General features: G+C 65.7%; 18 protein-coding genes. 5 read left to right on the forward strand and 13 right to left on the reverse strand.

The window, feature by feature from the left end; translation table 11 throughout:
* Positions 1-10 precede the first annotated feature (10 nt).
* The 3 genes from AC0V2Y_RS00225 to AC0V2Y_RS00235 all read left to right on the forward strand — a co-directional run bounded on the left by AC0V2Y_RS00225 (position 11) and on the right by AC0V2Y_RS00235 (position 3,616).
* Positions 11-478: a (2Fe-2S)-binding protein gene (locus tag AC0V2Y_RS00225; RefSeq protein ID WP_475416252.1), complete on the forward strand. Its 468-nt coding sequence runs from the start codon at positions 11-13 to the stop codon at positions 476-478.
* Positions 471-2,789: a xanthine dehydrogenase family protein molybdopterin-binding subunit gene (locus AC0V2Y_RS00230; protein WP_475416251.1), complete on the forward strand. Its 2,319-nt coding sequence runs from the start codon at positions 471-473 to the stop codon at positions 2,787-2,789. The genes AC0V2Y_RS00225 and AC0V2Y_RS00230 overlap by 8 nt, the downstream gene beginning before the upstream one ends.
* A 161-nt stretch (positions 2,790-2,950) precedes the next feature.
* Positions 2,951-3,616: a dienelactone hydrolase family protein gene (locus AC0V2Y_RS00235; RefSeq protein ID WP_475416250.1), complete on the forward strand. Its 666-nt coding sequence runs from the start codon at positions 2,951-2,953 to the stop codon at positions 3,614-3,616.
* Between the two features lie 31 nt (positions 3,617-3,647).
* Here the strand turns inward: AC0V2Y_RS00235 and fghA are convergent, their stop codons facing one another.
* The 6 genes from fghA to AC0V2Y_RS00265 all read right to left on the reverse strand — a co-directional run bounded on the left by fghA (position 3,648) and on the right by AC0V2Y_RS00265 (position 7,471).
* Positions 3,648-4,517 (reverse strand): S-formylglutathione hydrolase, encoded by an 870-nt coding sequence (gene fghA, locus AC0V2Y_RS00240; protein ID WP_475416249.1) that lies wholly within the window; start codon positions 4,515-4,517, stop codon positions 3,648-3,650.
* 56 nt (positions 4,518-4,573) lie between these two features.
* Positions 4,574-5,437 carry an NAD-dependent protein deacetylase gene (locus AC0V2Y_RS00245; RefSeq protein ID WP_475416248.1) on the reverse strand — a complete coding sequence of 288 codons (864 nt, stop codon included), beginning with the start codon at positions 5,435-5,437 and terminating at the stop codon, positions 4,574-4,576.
* 48 nt (positions 5,438-5,485) lie between these two features.
* Entirely contained in the window at positions 5,486-6,157 is a 672-nt protein-coding gene (gene lepB, locus AC0V2Y_RS00250; protein ID WP_475416247.1) for a signal peptidase I, read from the reverse strand.
* 150 nt (positions 6,158-6,307) lie between these two features.
* Complete coding sequence (locus AC0V2Y_RS00255) at positions 6,308-6,553, reverse strand: hypothetical protein (RefSeq protein ID WP_475416246.1); 246 nt, start codon at positions 6,551-6,553, stop codon at positions 6,308-6,310.
* Entirely contained in the window at positions 6,550-6,801 is a 252-nt protein-coding gene (locus AC0V2Y_RS00260; protein WP_475416245.1) for a hypothetical protein, read from the reverse strand. Before AC0V2Y_RS00260 ends, AC0V2Y_RS00255 begins: the two co-directional genes overlap by 4 nt.
* Positions 6,802-6,931: 130 nt before the next feature.
* Positions 6,932-7,471 (reverse strand): GNAT family N-acetyltransferase, encoded by a 540-nt coding sequence (locus AC0V2Y_RS00265; RefSeq protein ID WP_475416244.1) that lies wholly within the window; start codon positions 7,469-7,471, stop codon positions 6,932-6,934.
* 83 nt (positions 7,472-7,554) lie between these two features.
* On the opposite strand from AC0V2Y_RS00265, the gene AC0V2Y_RS00270 reads away from it, so the two are divergent.
* A complete protein-coding gene (locus AC0V2Y_RS00270; RefSeq protein ID WP_475416243.1) occupies positions 7,555-7,947 on the forward strand; it encodes a VOC family protein in 393 nt (130 codons plus the stop codon).
* Position 7,948: 1 nt separating this feature from the next.
* Here AC0V2Y_RS00270 and AC0V2Y_RS00275 read toward each other — a convergent pair whose 3' ends face one another.
* A complete protein-coding gene (locus AC0V2Y_RS00275) occupies positions 7,949-8,533 on the reverse strand; it encodes a DinB family protein (RefSeq protein WP_475416242.1) in 585 nt (194 codons plus the stop codon).
* Positions 8,534-8,697: 164 nt separating this feature from the next.
* Between AC0V2Y_RS00275 and AC0V2Y_RS00280 the strand changes: the two genes are divergently transcribed.
* Positions 8,698-9,687 (forward strand): HDOD domain-containing protein, encoded by a 990-nt coding sequence (locus tag AC0V2Y_RS00280; RefSeq protein WP_475416241.1) that lies wholly within the window; start codon positions 8,698-8,700, stop codon positions 9,685-9,687.
* A gap of 14 nt (positions 9,688-9,701) precedes the next feature.
* Here AC0V2Y_RS00280 and AC0V2Y_RS00285 read toward each other — a convergent pair whose 3' ends face one another.
* From AC0V2Y_RS00285 to AC0V2Y_RS00310, 6 genes are all read right to left on the reverse strand, one after another.
* Complete coding sequence (locus tag AC0V2Y_RS00285; RefSeq protein ID WP_475416240.1) at positions 9,702-10,403, reverse strand: ABC transporter ATP-binding protein; 702 nt, start codon at positions 10,401-10,403, stop codon at positions 9,702-9,704.
* The gene (locus tag AC0V2Y_RS00290) at positions 10,396-11,109 is read right to left on the reverse strand and encodes an ABC transporter ATP-binding protein (protein ID WP_475416239.1); all 714 of its coding nucleotides are present in this window, start codon (positions 11,107-11,109) and stop codon (positions 10,396-10,398) included. Before AC0V2Y_RS00290 ends, AC0V2Y_RS00285 begins: the two co-directional genes overlap by 8 nt.
* Positions 11,102-12,061: a branched-chain amino acid ABC transporter permease gene (locus AC0V2Y_RS00295; RefSeq protein WP_475416238.1), complete on the reverse strand. Its 960-nt coding sequence runs from the start codon at positions 12,059-12,061 to the stop codon at positions 11,102-11,104. The genes AC0V2Y_RS00290 and AC0V2Y_RS00295 overlap by 8 nt, the downstream gene beginning before the upstream one ends.
* Entirely contained in the window at positions 12,058-12,930 is an 873-nt protein-coding gene (locus AC0V2Y_RS00300) for a branched-chain amino acid ABC transporter permease (protein WP_102298562.1), read from the reverse strand. The genes AC0V2Y_RS00295 and AC0V2Y_RS00300 overlap by 4 nt, the downstream gene beginning before the upstream one ends.
* A 104-nt stretch (positions 12,931-13,034) precedes the next feature.
* Positions 13,035-14,201, reverse strand: a complete 1,167-nt coding sequence (locus tag AC0V2Y_RS00305; protein ID WP_475416237.1) for an ABC transporter substrate-binding protein — start codon at positions 14,199-14,201, stop codon at positions 13,035-13,037.
* Positions 14,202-14,261: 60 nt separating this feature from the next.
* Entirely contained in the window at positions 14,262-15,800 is a 1,539-nt protein-coding gene (locus AC0V2Y_RS00310; protein ID WP_475416236.1) for a class I adenylate-forming enzyme family protein, read from the reverse strand.
* Positions 15,801-15,808: the final 8 nt, after the last annotated feature.

Here is a 15,808-nt window from a genome sequence, read left to right on the forward strand (position 1 = left end):
TATAACATTTATGTATAACATCACCGTGAATGGCCAGCCCTTCGGCACCGAGGCCGATGCCGGGACGCCCCTGCTGTGGGTGTTGCGCGACGAAGTCAACTTGAAAGGCACGAAGTTTGGCTGCGGCATCGGCATGTGCGGCGCCTGCACCGTGCACGTGGATGGCCGCGCCATGCGCTCGTGCATCACGCCGATTGCCGCCGTGGCCGGTTGTGCCATCACCACCATCGAAGGCCTTTCGCCGGACGGCACGCATCCGCTGCAGCGGGCGTGGCTTGCCACGCAGGCGCCCCAGTGCGGCTATTGCCAGTCGGGCCAGATCATGCAGGCGGCCACCTTGCTGCGCGACTATCCGCAGCCGACCGACGCGAATATCGATGCCGTCATGAGCGGCAACCTGTGCCGCTGCATGGCGTATGTGCGCATCCGCAAGGCCATCAAGCTGGCGGCCGGCATGGGGGAGACGCCCGGTGTTTAAGTTGCCTAAAGAAAATTCTTCCGCTCGTCCCCCGTCGCCGGGCCGGCGCGGTTTCCTGATCGCCGCCGCCGGCACGGGGTTTACGCTGGCTTTCCTGCGCGCCGACAGTACCTTGGCCGCCGGCAAGGCGCCGCCTGCGCCGCCCGCCAAATCTGCCGCGCCCGTGTTCGATCCGACCATCTGGTTCGAGATCGACCGCGACGGCATGATCACCGTCAATATCGCCAAGGCGGAAATGGGCCAGCACATCGGCACGGCCCTGGCGCGCATCGTCGCCGAGGAGCTGGAAGCGGACTGGAGCAAGGTGCGCCTGCATTACGTGGACACGGATCCGAAATGGGGCTTGATGGTGACGGGCGGCAGCTGGTCCGTCTGGCAGAATTTCGATCCGCTCAGCCGAGCCGGCGCGGCCGGCCGCCTCGCGCTGGTCGAGGAGGGCGCGCGCCTGCTGCGCGTGCCCGTGTCCGCCTGCCACGCCCGGCTGGGCGTCGTGCATGGCAGGGGGCGCTCGATCGGCTATGGCGACATCGTGCGCCGTGGCAAGCTGGCGCGCCAGTACACGCCCGGGCAACTGAACGCCATCGTGCTGAAAACGCCGCAGCAGCGCAGCCTGATCGGCCAGCAGGTGCCGGCGCTCGACATCCCCGCGAAAATCAATGGCACCGCCGTGTACGGCATCGATGCGCAGGTGGAGGGCATGCTGTTTGCGCGCCCGAAGATCCCGCCCACGCGCTACGGCGCCAGGGTGCTCTCCATCGACGACTCGGCGGCAAAAAAGGTGAAGGGCTATTTGCGCTCGTTCGCCTTGCAGGACCCCAGCGGCACGGTGCCCGGCTGGGTCATGGTGGTGGCCGACACCTATGCGGCCGCCATGCGCGCGGCCGACCTGGTGCAGGTGAAATGGCGGGCCGGCGCGGCGGCCCACGTGTCGGAGCAGGATATCGTCAGCTATGCGGGCAAGCAGCTGGCCGACGCCAGCCTGGGCGCCCGCGTGGTCGACGATGATGGCGTGGAGCAAGCGTTCAAGGATGCCAGCCTGCAATTGGAACGCCATTACACGACCAGCACCGTGCTGCATTTCCAGCTGGAACCCGTGAATGCGCTGGCGCAGGAGATCGACGGCGTCTGGCATATCCATGCGGGCAATCAATGGCAATCGCTGATCCTGCCCGTGCTGGCGCAGGCGTTGAAGGTGCCGGAGAGCAAGGTCATGCTGCATACCTATCTGCTTGGCGGCGGCTTCGGGCGGCGCCTGAACGGCGATTATTGCGTGCCGGCCGCGTTGGCGGCGCAAGCCGTGGGGCGCCCCGTCAAGATGATCTGCACGCGGGCCGACGATGCCCGTTTCGATTCGCCCCGTTCGCCGTCCGTGCAGCATGTGCGCATGGCGTTCGACGAGGCCGGCAAGGTGTCGGCGATGGTGCACGAGGCCAGCGCGGGCTGGCCCACGCAAGCGCTGATCCCCGCCTTGCTGGCCAAGGATAGGCAAGGCCATCCATACGACCCGTTCGCCATCGCCGGCGCCGACCACTGGTATGCGGTGGGCGCGCAGCGCGTGCGGGCCGTGTCGAACGACCTGGCCAACAGCAGTTTCCGCCCCGGTTGGCTGCGCTCCGTGGGGCCGGGCTGGACGAATTGGGCTGTGGAAAGTTTCATGGACGAGGCGGCGCAGGCGGCCAAGGTCGACCCGCTGGCGTTTCGTTTGTCCTTGCTGCAGGCGACGGGCCGCAATGCGGGCAGCGCGCCGAACGCCGTCGGCGGCGCTGCGCGCCTGGCCCACGTGCTGCGGCGGGCGGCGGACAAGGCGGGCTGGGGCACGGCCATGCCGCCCGACACGGGGCTGGGCATCGCCGCCACGTTCGGCCAGGAACGCGACATGCCCACCTGGACGGCGTGCGTGGCGCGGGTGAAAGTGGACCGCAGCACTTGCATGGTGAAAGTCGAAAAACTGTTCATGGTGATCGATGCGGGCAGCATCGTCGACCCCGATGGCGCGCTGGCGCAGGCCGAAGGGGGCGCCCTGTGGGGCGTGAGCATGGCCTTGCATGAAGGCACTGCCTTCCTGAATGGCGAAGTGAAGGATACCAACCTGAACACTTACACGCCGTTGCGCATGGCCGACGTGCCCGAGCTCGACATCGAATTCGTGGCCAGCACGGCAACTTCGACGGGCATGGGCGAGCCGCCCACGACAGCCGTGGCGCCGGCCATCGGCAACGCCATCTTCGCCGCCGTGGCCTCGCGCGTGCGGCATTTGCCGATCCGCCCGGAAGCGGTGCTGAAGGGGCTGGACCGGCACGGCGCCGTCTGATGCGGGTGTGTGGCGAATTTGACGTGCGCCGCGCATGAACGGACGCAGGCTGGTACACTGAGGTCTGCCGCTCAGGGCGCGCAGGCGGTGCCCGTTCCGGCAAGATCAACGCAACAGCAGCTTGATGTCAGTCCGATTTCAGCTCGATAGCGGAGGCAGCCATGCAAGAACAATTTGTCAGCATCACGGCCGATGAACTTCAAATGGACGGCGTGCTTGAAATGCCCGAGCGGCCCGTGGGCATCGTCCTGTTCGCCCACGGCGCGGGCGCCGACAGCGACTACCTGGGCGCCTCCAGCCATGCCACTTCCCAGGATTTTCTGCGGGCGGGCATCGCCACCTTGCGCTTCGACCAGGGCGGTGTCGGGCCTGGCGGCGGCAGCAATGGCCATGCCTATTTCGTGCGCAGCGATATCGTGCTGCTGGCGCGCCAGCTGGAAAAAGCCCTGGGCTGGCTGCAAGTCGACCCGTCCACGCGGCGCTTGCCCTGCGGCCTGTATGGCTATGGCACCAGCGCGGCCGTCGTGATGCAGCTGGCGGCCTGGCGCAGCGCGGAGATCGCCGCGCTGGCCGTCTGCGATGGCCAGGTGGAGATGGCGGGCAAGGCGGCGCTGGAAAACGTGCGCGTGCCATCGCTGCTGATCGTGGGCGGGCGCGATCCCGACGTGGCGGGCCTGAACCGCATGGCGTTTGCCACCTTGCGCTGCGACAAACAACTGGAACAAATTGCCGCCCCTGGCGGCCCCGACACGCGCCACCAGGCGGCCCTGCTGGCCACGGACTGGTACATGCGCCATTTCAACGGGCATACCAGCACGGCGCAGTAGTTCAATCAGGCAGGTGCGTCAGGCAAGTGCGTCAGGCAAGGGCGCGCAGATTCCGCGCATGGAAGCGCACGTGCTCGTCCATGAAGCTGGCGATGAAGTAATAGCCATGGTCGTAGCCGGCATGGCGGCGCAGCCGCAAGGGCTGGCCGGCGTCGCGGCACGCCGCTTCGAATACCTCGGGGTACAGTTGCTCGGGCAGGAATTTGTCGGCCAGGCCCTGGTCGATCAAGATGCCTTCGGGGAATAGTGGCGGCCGGCCCCGCAGGCCGCGCATCAGCGCGCTCGCGTCGTACTGCTGCCAGCTGGCCGCGTCGCTGCCCAGGTAGCCCGTAAACGCTTTCTTGCCCCACGGACATTGGCTCGGCGCGGCGATGGGGGCGAAGGCGGAGACGGAGCGGAACAGCGCAGGATTGCGCAAGGCCAGCACCAGCGCGCCATGGCCGCCCATCGAGTGGCCGAAAATGCCCGTGCGTTGCGCATCGATCGCCAGTTCCTGCTCCAGCAAGGCGCGCAATTCCAGGATATAGCTGTACATGCGGTAGTGGCTGCTCCAGGGCGCCTCGGTGGCGTCCACGTAAAAGCCGGCGCCCGCGCCGAAATCCCAGGCATCCGTCTCGCCCGCGATATTCGCGCCACGGGGGCTGGTGTCGGGGGCGATCAGGATCAAGCCTTCTTCGGCCGCCACGCGCTGCGCGCCGCCCTTGATCATGAACGTTTCTTCCGTGCAGGTCAGGCCCGCCAGGTAAAACAGGGCGGGGCGTTTGGCGGTGACGGCGCTGCCCGGCGCCGTGTCGGGAATGAAGGCCGAGAAACGCATGGGCAAGCCGATGGCTTGCGCGTCGTGGCGATAAAAGCGTTGTACGCCGCCAAAACAGGCGTGTTCACTCAACAGTTCCAGCATGAATTCTCCTCGTTAATTGCACAGTATAGCCAGAGCGGCGCGCGGCCGGCACGCACTCAGCCCAGCATGGCCGCTAATGCAGGCAGGATGTCCTGTGCCGGGGCATCGGTCTTGAATGCCAGCAAATGGTCGGCGCGCGTCTTGCCCATGTTGATGGCGGCCACGGGCTTGCCCGTTTCGGCCGCCATGCGGCACAGGCGAAAGCTCGAATACACCATGACGGACGAACCCACCACCAGCAGGGCGCTGGCCGCATGCATCTTGCTTTCGGCCTCGGCCGCGCAGGCGGCGGGTACGCCATCGCCGAAAAACACCACGTCGGGCTGCAGGGTGCCGCCGCAGCGGGGACACGCAGGCACGTGGAAGGTGGCCAGCTGCGATGGCTCCAGCAAGGCGTCGCCGTCGGGCGCCGGCGTGGCCGTGGCGCCCAGCATCTGGGGATTGTCGCGTTCGAGCTGATCCTGGATCAGACGGCGCGTGTGGCGGGCCCGGCAATCGAGACAGATCACACCATGTATGCTGCCATGCAACTCCGTGACGGCGGCGCTGCCTGCCTGCTGATGCAGGCCATCCACGTTTTGCGTGACCAGGCCGCCGATGCACTGGCGCTGCGCCAGTTGCGCGATGGCCAGGTGGCCGGGATTCGGCGTGGCGCGCGCCAGGGTGGGCCAGCCCACCATGCTGCGTGCCCAGTAGCGGCGGCGCACGGCTTCCTGGCGGCGAAAATCGGGGCCTTGCACGGGGGCATTGCCGCGCCGCACGCCGTCCGCGTCGCGGTAATCGGGTATGCCGGACGCCGTGCTGATGCCGGCGCCCGTCAGCAGCAGCACGTCGGGATGGCGCCGCAGGAACTGCGCCAGCTGCTCGAGGGCGGCATCGTCGCTGGCGGGCTGCTGGCTGGATGAAGGAAAGTTGTGCATGATGCGCCATGCTAACCGAAAAGCGCGGCGCCGTTGCATGGGCAACATTTACTCCAGCTTCATGCCGAAACGCTGCAGCCGCGGCTGCCAATGCTCCTGGATATCGGCCGAGACGAGGATGCGCTCGGCCTTGCCGATCAGCAATGCACGGGGCACGAAGCCGAAGTAGCGCGAGTCGGCGCTGTTATCGCGGTTATCGCCCAGCATGAGGAAATGGTCGGCTGGCACCGTCACGGGGGCGAAGCTGCGGGCGGCGCCTGTGATTTGCGGCAAGACCTGGATGCGGTGCTGCTCGGTTGCGTTGCGCTCGCTGATGCGCTGCGCCGTCAGCTGGCCCAGGTGGGCGATGGTTTCGGGCGCCGTGTCGAGCGCCGTGTACTGGGCGGGCTGGCCATTGATGACCAGCTGTTCATTGCGCATTTCCACCGTGTCGCCGGGCAGGGCGATGATGCGCTTGATCAAGCGCGTGCCGTCTTTCGGCGAGGAAAAGGTGACGATATCGCCGCGCTGCGGTTCGCCCAGGCGCTGCAGCACGATATCGGTAAGCGGCACTTTCAGGTTGAAGGCGAGGCGGTTGACGAAGACCACGTCGCCCTCGAGCAGGTTGGGACGCATGGATGCCGACGGGATGGGATTCCAGTCCGCCACGGCCGTGCGGAACACGCCGAACAGCAGGAGAAACATCAAAAAACCTTTGTTGGCGCGCATCCATGTGCTCATGTCGGCTCTTTCGCTGGGCTGTGCCCGTGATGGGGAAGGAAGGCGCCCTTGCCGCTGGCGCCATATCACGATGCACGGCGAGACTGAAGCCAGTCTTAAATGCGCCGCATGCGCTGGCCGATGTTGCGTGCAGGCGTCACCCCGTCAGTCTCATGGGTGCCGGCATGGCGCATGCGTGTCGTCGCTGCCGTTGTGCAGGCGCTTGCCGTGCATTTCATCCCACAGTTCGCCCAGCGCCACCAGCAAGCCGCCGGCCACGAAGGGGATTGCCACCAGCCATGGCATGCTGTCGAGCCAGGGGCCCAGCAGGATGGCCGAGGCCACGGCGATGACGATGGCGCTGTACCAGAAGCGGTGCGGGTGCTGCAGGGTCAGCAGGTACTGAAAGTTGTTCATAAATCCTCCTTGGTGAGCAAGTGGAACAGCCTGACGGCCAGAATGGTGCTGACGGCAACGACGATGCAGCCGTCCAGAAAAAACAGCACTTTGCCAACCAGATGCATGCCCTGCACGAGATAGGCCGGCAGTTCCTGCGTTTCCGCCCACAGTGTGATGCGTGCCAGCACGATGGCGGCGAAGAAGATGGCGATGGCCAATGCCAGTATCAGCAGCACATGTGCGAACAGGTGTCGATGCAGTTTCATGTTGGACTTGGCAAGATATTAAAAATTCCCGAACCTTGACGTTATCAGTCCAATATCGTCCTGCTTTGCGCTGTGACAAAGTCGCGCCCAATAGGGGGAAAGTCGCGTTGACGCAGGAAAATGCCGCGTGTCAGCCCTTGGCGTTGTCGTTGCGCCGTTCAAAATACAGCAAGTCCGACCAGTCGCCCTGGAAAAGCATGGCTTTTTCCGAGCGCCCGTACTGGTGAAAGCCGTTGCGCTGCATGACGGCGACCGAGCCCAGGTTTTGCGGCCGCGCCGTCGCTTCCAGGCGCCACAGTTCCAGTGGGCCGAACGCTTCTTCCAGCAGCAGGGCCACGACGCGCGTGGCGTAGCCGCGTCCGCCGAACCGTTCGCCGATGCGGTAACCGAGCGCCGCCTTGTTGAAATAGGGACGCGTGACGGCCGTCAGGTTGACCCTGCCGATGATCTGCCCGTCCAGCTTGGCCAGGTACTGGTAGGCGCGGTCTTGCTCGCGCTCGCGCTGCGCCTGTTCAATGGCGGCGGCGATGGCTTCCTCGTGGTAGTAGGACGGCGCGCGGGCCGTGACCCAGGATTCAAAATAGGCGCGGTTGTCCAGTTCGAAGGCGAGCAAGCCGGGGAGGTCGGCGCTGGTAGGGGGAAGCAGTTGGAGGCGGTCGAGGTCTGGCATGGGATCTGGTCCGAAAGAGATGCGCCATTATAATCAGCTGGCGCATTCCGCCGCACACCCGCTTGCATTCATGAAGGAGCAGCATGCTATCCCATCTCTGCCTTGGCACCAACGACTTTCCCCGCGCCTACGCCTTCTATACGGCCTTGCTGGGAGAACTCGATCTGATCGAAAAATTTCATGATCCGGCCAAGCCCTGGGCGGGCTGGATGGCGCGGCAGGCGCCGCGTCCCCTGTTCGTGCTGACGGCGCCGCACGACGGCTTGCCGGCTACGTCCGGCAATGGCCAGATGACGGCCTTGCTGGCCGCCAGCCGCGCGCAGGTGGACCGCTGCTACCAGGCCGTGCTGGCGCTGGGTGCCGTGTGCGAGGGGCCGCCCGGATTGCGGCCCCATTATCACGCCCATTACTATGGCGCCTACTTCCGCGACCTCGACGGCAACAAGCTGTGCGTCTGCTGCCACGCCGAGGAGTGACTCAGCGCGGGCCCCACACCTCGTCTTCCGTCCAGCCCAGTTCCGCAAAATCCTGCGCCCGCTCGTGCGCTTCGCCGGCGCAATAGAACTCGTCGAGCTGGGGCGGCGCGACGCGCGTGCCGGCCAGCATGGCGTGCACCTGCCCCCGGTGGTGGATCTGGTGCTGGAACACATGCGCCAGCAGGCGCAGGCGCGTGTCCACTTGCGGCGTGTCGCGCAGGATCGTCACGTGCCGCGCCAGGTCCGCGTCGCACAGACTGCGGCAATGGGCGATCAGGCGCAGGTCCGAGGCCCGCTGCGCCGCGTGCAGGGCCGCGCAATCCGTGTACGGCTCGTCCTGTGCAAAGAAGACATAGCAGTCGGCATGGGGCGCTTCGCCGCGCAGCTCGCGCTCGAGCGCGTCGAGATAAAACCAGTCGCATGTGAGGATGTGGTTCAGCGTGAACTGGATGGTGGGAAAAAAACTGACGCGCGTGGCCTGGAACTCGGCCAGGGTCAGCTGCCCGCACGCTTTCAGCAGGCGGTGGTTGGCCCAGGCGTTGTTGTACGCCTGGCTGGTGAGGTAGTGCGCAAATGGATTGTTCATGCTGGATCGCTGGTTGGGCAGGGCAGGGTTCATGTCGTGCCACTTTAGCATGTTGCGGCAGATGGACAAGGCCGGCCACGCCCGCCGCACCGGCGCTGCCGTCATCAAGTAAAATCGCGCAGCGGATTTCGCGATAGTGATGCACATAGGGCTGGAAGAATAACATGGGTTGGATAGGAAAATTACTGAACGGCGGCGACGACAAAAACAAGGCGGCGCCCCTCACGGCAGCGGCGGCGCCCGAGATGGCGCGGCAGCCGGCGACCATCGCCGAAATCGATGCCGTCTACTACCGCTGGCTGGCGGCCGCCGGTTCGGCGCAGGCGCCGGCGGAGGCGGAACGGCAGATTCTGGACGAATTGGCGCGCCTGGTCCGTGAACCGGTCGCCGGCGCCGCGCTGATACCGCGCATTCCGGCCATCATTCCCCAGTTGATGCGGACCTTGCAAGATGAAAACATGAGCGCGGCCAAGCTGTCGGCCCAGCTGGCCCAGGACGTGCTGCTGGTCGCCGAGGTCTACCGCGAAGCGAACCGGCCCTGCTACCATTCGCGCTACAACGCCAGCCCGTCGATCAACAACATGGAAGGCGCCATCATGCTGCTGGGGCAAAACGGCATGCGCATGCTGCTTGCCCGCGTCGCCTTCCGTCCCATCGTCAGCATGCAAAGCGGCGGCCTGACCATACGCACGGCGCCGCTGATCTGGCGCCAGTCCGAGAAATGCGCGCTGGCGGCCAACCTGGTCGCGCCGGCCATGCAGGCCAACGCCTTCGACGCCTATCTGGCGGGATTGATGGCCAATGTCGGCCTGGTGGTGGCCTTCCGGCTGATCGACCAGATGCATGCGCCGGATGCCTTTCCGCAATCGGACGCCTTCATTGCCCAGGTATTTGCGCAAGCGCGCATCCTGTCGGTACGGATCGCCGAACTATGGGAGTTTCCCGAGTCCGTGACGCGCGCGATCGGGCAGGCCGACGCCGATCCCCAGGCGCAGGCGCTGGCGCTGGGCGAGCGCTTGAGCAAGCTGCGCATGCTGGTCGATACGGGCCGCTTTCCCGCCGATGATCCCTTCGTGATGACGGGACTGAGCAAGGCCGAGCTGCAGGTGTTTGACAAGCTGGCCGACGACGAGGACGACGACGAGGAGGAGTGATGGCCGCAGGCCGCTCAGTGCGCGAAATACAGTGCATGCAGATGTTCGAGGTCGACATCAACCGCCGCCTGCGACAGCGCCACCTTACCGCTTTGCATCAGGTAGACGTGGTCGGCCACGCCGACGGCGCGCGCCGTGTTCTGCTCCACTAAAATGATGGTGCGCTTGCCATCGTTCAGGCGCGCGAGGATCTCGAACAGCTCGTTGACCACCAGCGGCGCCAGGCCCAGCGACGGTTCGTCGATGATCAATAATGACGGGTCCGACATCAAGCCCCGCGCCATCGCCAGCATCTGCGCCTCGCCGCCGGAGAGCGAGCCGGCCAGCTGGCGGCGCCTCTCGTGCAGGCGCGGGAACATGGCGTAGGCTTCGGCCAGGCGCGCCGGCATGCGGCTGCGGTGCTCCTTCGGAAACGCACCCATGATCAGGTTTTCTTCCACGCTCATGTCGCGGAACGTCATGCGGCCTTCCGGGATCATGGTGACCCTCGCGTCGCTCATCTTCCACGTGGGCGTGCCGTTGATGGCCATGCCGTCGAGCGCGATGCTGCCCGCGCCCACGGGCAGCAAACCCATGATGGCGCGCAGCAGGGTCGTCTTGCCGGCCCCGTTCGGTCCGATGATGGTGGTCAGCTTGCCCTTCCGGATCGACAGCGACACGTCCCACAGCACGTTGATGGCGCCATAGCCGGCGCGCAGATTTTCTATGTTAAGCATGCGCTGCTCCCGTATAGCTTTCGATGACGGCCGGATCGCGGAAGACGGCATCCGGCGTGCCGTCGGCGATCAGCTGGCCAAAATTGAGCACGGCCACGCGCTGGCACAGATTGCTGATGGTCTCGATATCGTGCTCGATCATGACGATGCCCACGCCAAAGGCGGCATGCAAATCCTTGAGCATGCCCATGAAGCGGCGCTTGCCGTTCGTTTCCAGGCCGGCCAGCACTTCATCTAACAGCAGCAGTTTCGGATTGGTGGCCAGCGCCTTGGCCACTTCCAGCGCTTTGAGTTCCGTCAGCGCCAGTTCGCTGGCCGCGTCGCGCCCGGCCTTGTCCGCCAGGCTCGTAAAATCGAGGATTTCATCGATCTTGCGCATGTCCACCTTGCCGGTGCCGAAGCGCTGCGCCACGACGAGGTTTTCGCGCACCGTCAATTCATGCATCGGCTGCGGAATCTGGAAGGTGCGGCCCAGCCCCAGGCGCGCGCGCTGGTACATGGGCGTGGCCATGATGTCGCGTCCCTCGAAGCGGATGCCGCCGCTGGTGGGACGCACCAGGCCGGAAATGGCATTGAACAGGGTGGTCTTGCCGGCGCCGTTCGCGCCCACCAGGCCGATCACGTCGTGGCTGCCCACGTTCAGGGTGACGCTGTCGACGGCCGTCAGGCCGCCGAAGCGCACGGACACATTATCGAGTTCAAGCATGTGCTTTCTCCTTACCCAGCGCTTTTTTCAGCAGCGGCAGCAAGCCGTTCGGACTGAAGACGATCATCGCCACCAGCAGCACGCCCAGCACCAGCTGGTGCCCGGTGGGGATCAGCGACTTGAAGATCAGCTGGTCGACCAGGTAGACCACGACGGCGCCCAGCACGGGGCCGAGTATGGTGCGGTAGCCGCCGAAGATGGCCGCCACGATCGGCAAAGTCACCCACAGGCTGTTGAAGGCGTAGTCGGGCTCGAGGAAGTTGATGTAGTGGGCGTTGAAGGCGCCGAACAGGCCCGCCATGAAGGCCGACACGAGCAGCATCGCGCCTTTCAGCAAGGTGCTGTTGACGCCGACGACGCGCGTGGCGTCTTCGCTGTCGTGCATGGCGCGCAGGGCGATGCCGTAATGGCTGGCGCGGATGCGGCCGTAGGCAAAGGCGCACGCCACCACCAGGGTCAGCACCACCAGGTAGGCGCCCGTCTTGCTGGCCAGGTCGAAGCCGAAGACGGTGGGTAAAGCCGGGATATTGTTGATGCCGCCGGCGCCGCCCGTCACGGCACTCCATTCCGTGGCCAGGATGCGGAAGATGTGGGCGTAGGCGAGGATGGCCAGCGCAAAATACGGCCCGCGCAGCCGCAGCACGGGCAGCATGATGACGGCGGCGATGGCCGCGCCCGCGCCGCCCAGCAGCATGGCGGCAAACACGGGCAAGCCCAGTTTCACGGTGGCCAGCGCGGAGACATACGCGCCCACGCCGAAGAACGCGGCATGGCCGAAGCTGACCATGCCGCCCAAATTACCGAGCAGGGCCCAGGACATGGCTACGCCGCCGATGATCAGCGCCGCCACCACCATGCTCATCACATACTGGTTTGCGCCCAAGGCCAGCGGCACGGCGACATACGCGGCCAGCAGCAGGCCGGCCGTTGAAATCAGTGTCGAGCGCTTCATCCGCGCCTCCGTTGTGCGCCGAACAAGCCGTTTGGCATGATGAACAACACCAGCAGGAACAGCACCATGCCGGACAATTCCTGCAGCGCGGAGCTGGCCAGGGTGACGGTCAGCGCTTCGGCCACGCCCAGCAGCACGGCGGCGATCAGCACGCCCGGTATCGAGCCGATGCCGGCCAGCACCGTGATGATGAAGGCTTTCACCGTCAGCGCGCCGCCGTAGGCCGGCTGGATCACGCCATAGCTGAACAGGGCCACGCCGGCGAAGGCGGCCAGGATGCCGGCGACCAGGAACGAGACCAGTTCCGTGCGGCCCGGATCGATGCCCATCAGCTTGGCCGCGTCGCGGTTGCTGGACACGGCGCGCACGGCGCGGCCATACCAGCTGGTCGACAGCCAGCGCCACAGGGCCGCCATCAGCACCAGGCTGACGCCAAAGAAGATCACTTCGCTGCGCATGCTGAAAAACGGGCCGATCTCGAAGCCTTCCTGCAGCCAGCTCGACGAGGTCGAGCGGATGTCGGCCTTCCAGACCAGCAAAATGAAATTGGTGAGGATGACGCCGATGCCGTAGGTGAGGATCAGCGAATTGATTTCGCGGTCCTTCTTGATGCGGCTGACGATCAGGTAGACGCCGACCGATGTCAGGCTGACGATCACCAGCGCGATGGGAATGGCGAACATGGGGCCCAGGCCCAGGCCCGATTCCACGCTGTAGGCGATGTAGGCGGCCAGCAGCACCAGTTCGCCGTGCGCCAGGTTGATCACTTTCATGGTGCCGAAGACCAGCGCCAGTCCCAGTGCGATCAGGGCGTAGGAGCCGCCCTGCAGCAAGCCCGAATACAGGGCTTGCAAGATTAATTCTGTCATGTCGTCATCCCGTCAGACAGCCCTGGTGCGTCGCGAAGAGGCACCAGGACCGCCGTTCATCGGTGCGCGTCCTGCGGGCGCGCGCGTGTGCAGCGGGAGGCTGCCTACCAGGGCAGGGCAGGGTAGGCCAGTTTGCCCGTCGCGTGCTCCTTCGGCCAGACGATCACCACCTTCTTGTCCTGGTGCTGCGCCATGCGGTGCACGAAGTTCTGGTTGTCGCCGTTGGCGGCGAACTGCACGCGGCCGATCAGGGTTTCGCGGTCCGTCTTGCGCATCTCGTCGGCCACGCCGCCTTTCTTCAGCGTGCCCTTGTCGGCCGCGCGCGCGATCGCCTCGAACAGCAGCATCGACTGCACGTAGCCGAACTGGCCCAGGTAGTCCGGCTCCTTCTTGTACAGCTGCTTGTAGGCGTCGCTGAAGGCCTTGCCGTCGGCCGTCTTGAATTCGGTCGGGAAGGGCAGCAGGGCCGTGCCGAAGACGTTCGGCATCAGGTCGGGGAAGTCGGACGCCATCTTCGGCGTGGCCAGCGACCACACGCCCACCATGGCCTTGATCTTCGGTTTCAGCACGCGGGCGGCGCGGATGATGCCCACGTAATCGTTTTCGTAGCCGACCATGGCCACCACTTCGGATTTATCCTGCAGCTTGATCTTGTTGATGATGGGCTTGAAGTCCGTGATCGCCGGGTCGAACGAGTGCGTCGTCACCTTCACGCCCTTGGCGGCCAGGGCCTTTTCCACGTCTTTCGCCAGGCCCGTGGTGGCGTCCTTGGTCGAATACACGATGGAAACGGATTTTGCGCCCACGTCCTGCAGCAGTCCCAGCATGGCTTTTTCGTAGCCGGCCGTGTTATTGATGCGGAAAAAATTCTTGCGCCCGCTGGTCACCAGGCTGTCGTCCACGCCGCCCGAGGTGATGTAGACGAGGCCCAGTTTATTCGCCGTGTCCGAGGCGGGCGAGATATTGTTCGAGCCGTAGCCGCCCGTGATGGCCACCACGCCCTGGCTGGCCAGCTTTTCCACGGCGGCGATGGCTTTGGCGGGCGCCGATTCGTCGTCGACGGTGATGATCTTGATGGTGTGCTTGCCGTTGGTCTTGTTGAATACCTCGGCCGCGACCATGATCCCTTCCTGCATGCCGGCGCCGACCCGCGCCAGGTTGCCCGTCAGCGGAATTTCCGCGCCGACCAGGAATTCGTCGGCGCTGGCGTGTGCCATCCAGGCGCTGGCGACCAGCGCTGCCATGGCGATGCGTGTGTAGGTGCGTTTCATCGTGTCTCCTCCGGTGATGTGGCTTGGTTTTATTGTCGGGTCTGGTACTGCATGGTCAACTTATCGTGCATTCTGCGCCATTTGCCGCAGCTGCCCCTTTAAAATCTTGCCCGTGGCGGCCGCCGGCAGCGCTTCCATGACGATGATGGCGGACGGGCACTTGTACGGCGACAGGGTCTGCGCCAGCCAGGCCTGTAATTCTGCCACGCTGGCAGGCTGGCGCGGGTCCAGCTCCACGTAGGCGATGACGTCCTCGTTGCCATCGGCCAGGGTGCGTCCCACCACGGCCGACTGCACCACGGAAGCGTGGGCGTTGAGCGCCGTTTCCACTTCCAGCGGATACACATTGAAGCCGGAGCGGATAATCAGTTCCTTGGTGCGTCCCACGATGAACAGCGCGCCGTCCGGGCCCTGGCGCGCCATGTCGCCCGTGTTGAGCCAGCCGCCGTCGCGCATGGTGGCCGCCGTCATGGCCGGCTCGCGGTAATAGCCGGCCATGATGTTCGGCCCGCGTATCCACAGTTCCCCCGGCTCGCCCGGCGCCACATCCTTGCCGGCCACGTCCACCACGCGTACTTCCACGCCGGGGATCGGCATGCCCACGGAGTCGTCGCGGCGCGGCGTTTCCAGGCGCGTCTGGCTGATGGTGGGGGCGCTTTCCGTCATGCCGTAGCCATTGTGCAGCGCGATGCCCAGCAGTTTCTCCACCTCGCGCTTGAGCGACGGCGCCAGCGGCGAGCCGCCCGCGTACGCAAAGCGCAGCCGGGTCGGCAGCGGCGTGTCGGCGCCGCCCAGGGTTTGCAGCAGCTTGGCGTACATGGCGGGCACGCCCTGCACGATGGTCAAGCCGTCGTCCTTCAGGGCCGAGAGCAGGCCGTCGACGGAAAAGCGCGGCACCAGGTACAGCGCGGCGCCCGCATACAGGGTGCCCAGGGCCACCGATGCCAGGCCGTACACGTGGGAAATCGGCAGCACGCCGTAGGCGCGGTCGGTGCTGCTCAAGCCGCGCAGGGTGCTGGAGACGGCGGCGATGAACAGCAGGTTGCGGTGCGTGAGCATCACGCCTTTTGATTGCCCCGTCGTGCCCGTCGTGTAGATCAGCGCGGCCACCTGTTCGTTGCCGGGCACCGTGTCTTCCGCGATGGCCGCCTCGTTCAAGTCGCCCGCCAGCAGCTCGCCCATGCCGTCGACCGTGGCGCTGGCCGCGCCCAGACGCGCCGCATGCGTGGCCGCTTCCGGCGAAGCGCTGGCCAGGAACAGCACGCGCCGCGCGGAACTGTGCGCGGCGATGGTGTCGATCTCGCGCGCCGACAGCCGTGCATTGACGTTGACGATCCAGGCGTCGATGCTGGCGGCGGCAAAGATCAGCGCCACCTGCAGCGCACAGTTCTCGCCCACCACCATCAGGCGGTCGCCGGCGCGCACCTCCAGTCGGCGCAGCAGCTGCGCGGCGCTGTCCACACTGTGCCGCAGCTGGGCGTAGGTCCAGCTGCGGCCCCCTTCATGCAGCGCGGGCGCGTCCGGCGCGCGCGCCGCCCAATAGATGGGGATGGCCGACAGGCGCGCCGGCAAGTGGGCCAGCAGGGCGGGAATGTCCATCGCGGCCT

The sequence above is a fragment of the Janthinobacterium sp. BHSEK genome (assembly GCF_056174685.1).

Coding starts and splice junctions, on each gene's coding strand:
- AC0V2Y_RS00235 (WP_475416250.1), top strand. CDS start 2,951: ATGCAAGAACAATTTGTCAGCATCACGGCCGATGAACTTCAAATGGAC.
- AC0V2Y_RS00265 (WP_475416244.1), bottom strand. CDS start 7,471: ATGCCAGACCTCGACCGCCTCCAACTGCTTCCCCCTACCAGCGCCGAC.
- AC0V2Y_RS00245 (WP_475416248.1), bottom strand. CDS start 5,437: ATGCACAACTTTCCTTCATCCAGCCAGCAGCCCGCCAGCGACGATGCC.
- AC0V2Y_RS00225 (WP_475416252.1), top strand. CDS start 11: ATGTATAACATCACCGTGAATGGCCAGCCCTTCGGCACCGAGGCCGAT.
- AC0V2Y_RS00300 (WP_102298562.1), bottom strand. CDS start 12,930: ATGACAGAATTAATCTTGCAAGCCCTGTATTCGGGCTTGCTGCAGGGC.
- AC0V2Y_RS00260 (WP_475416245.1), bottom strand. CDS start 6,801: ATGAAACTGCATCGACACCTGTTCGCACATGTGCTGCTGATACTGGCA.
- fghA (WP_475416249.1), bottom strand. CDS start 4,517: ATGCTGGAACTGTTGAGTGAACACGCCTGTTTTGGCGGCGTACAACGC.
- AC0V2Y_RS00255 (WP_475416246.1), bottom strand. CDS start 6,553: ATGAACAACTTTCAGTACCTGCTGACCCTGCAGCACCCGCACCGCTTC.
- AC0V2Y_RS00310 (WP_475416236.1), bottom strand. CDS start 15,800: ATGGACATTCCCGCCCTGCTGGCCCACTTGCCGGCGCGCCTGTCGGCC.
- AC0V2Y_RS00275 (WP_475416242.1), bottom strand. CDS start 8,533: ATGAACAATCCATTTGCGCACTACCTCACCAGCCAGGCGTACAACAAC.
- AC0V2Y_RS00305 (WP_475416237.1), bottom strand. CDS start 14,201: ATGAAACGCACCTACACACGCATCGCCATGGCAGCGCTGGTCGCCAGC.
- AC0V2Y_RS00290 (WP_475416239.1), bottom strand. CDS start 11,109: ATGCTTGAACTCGATAATGTGTCCGTGCGCTTCGGCGGCCTGACGGCC.
- lepB (WP_475416247.1), bottom strand. CDS start 6,157: ATGAGCACATGGATGCGCGCCAACAAAGGTTTTTTGATGTTTCTCCTG.
- AC0V2Y_RS00270 (WP_475416243.1), top strand. CDS start 7,555: ATGCTATCCCATCTCTGCCTTGGCACCAACGACTTTCCCCGCGCCTAC.
- AC0V2Y_RS00285 (WP_475416240.1), bottom strand. CDS start 10,403: ATGCTTAACATAGAAAATCTGCGCGCCGGCTATGGCGCCATCAACGTG.
- AC0V2Y_RS00280 (WP_475416241.1), top strand. CDS start 8,698: ATGGGTTGGATAGGAAAATTACTGAACGGCGGCGACGACAAAAACAAG.
- AC0V2Y_RS00295 (WP_475416238.1), bottom strand. CDS start 12,061: ATGAAGCGCTCGACACTGATTTCAACGGCCGGCCTGCTGCTGGCCGCG.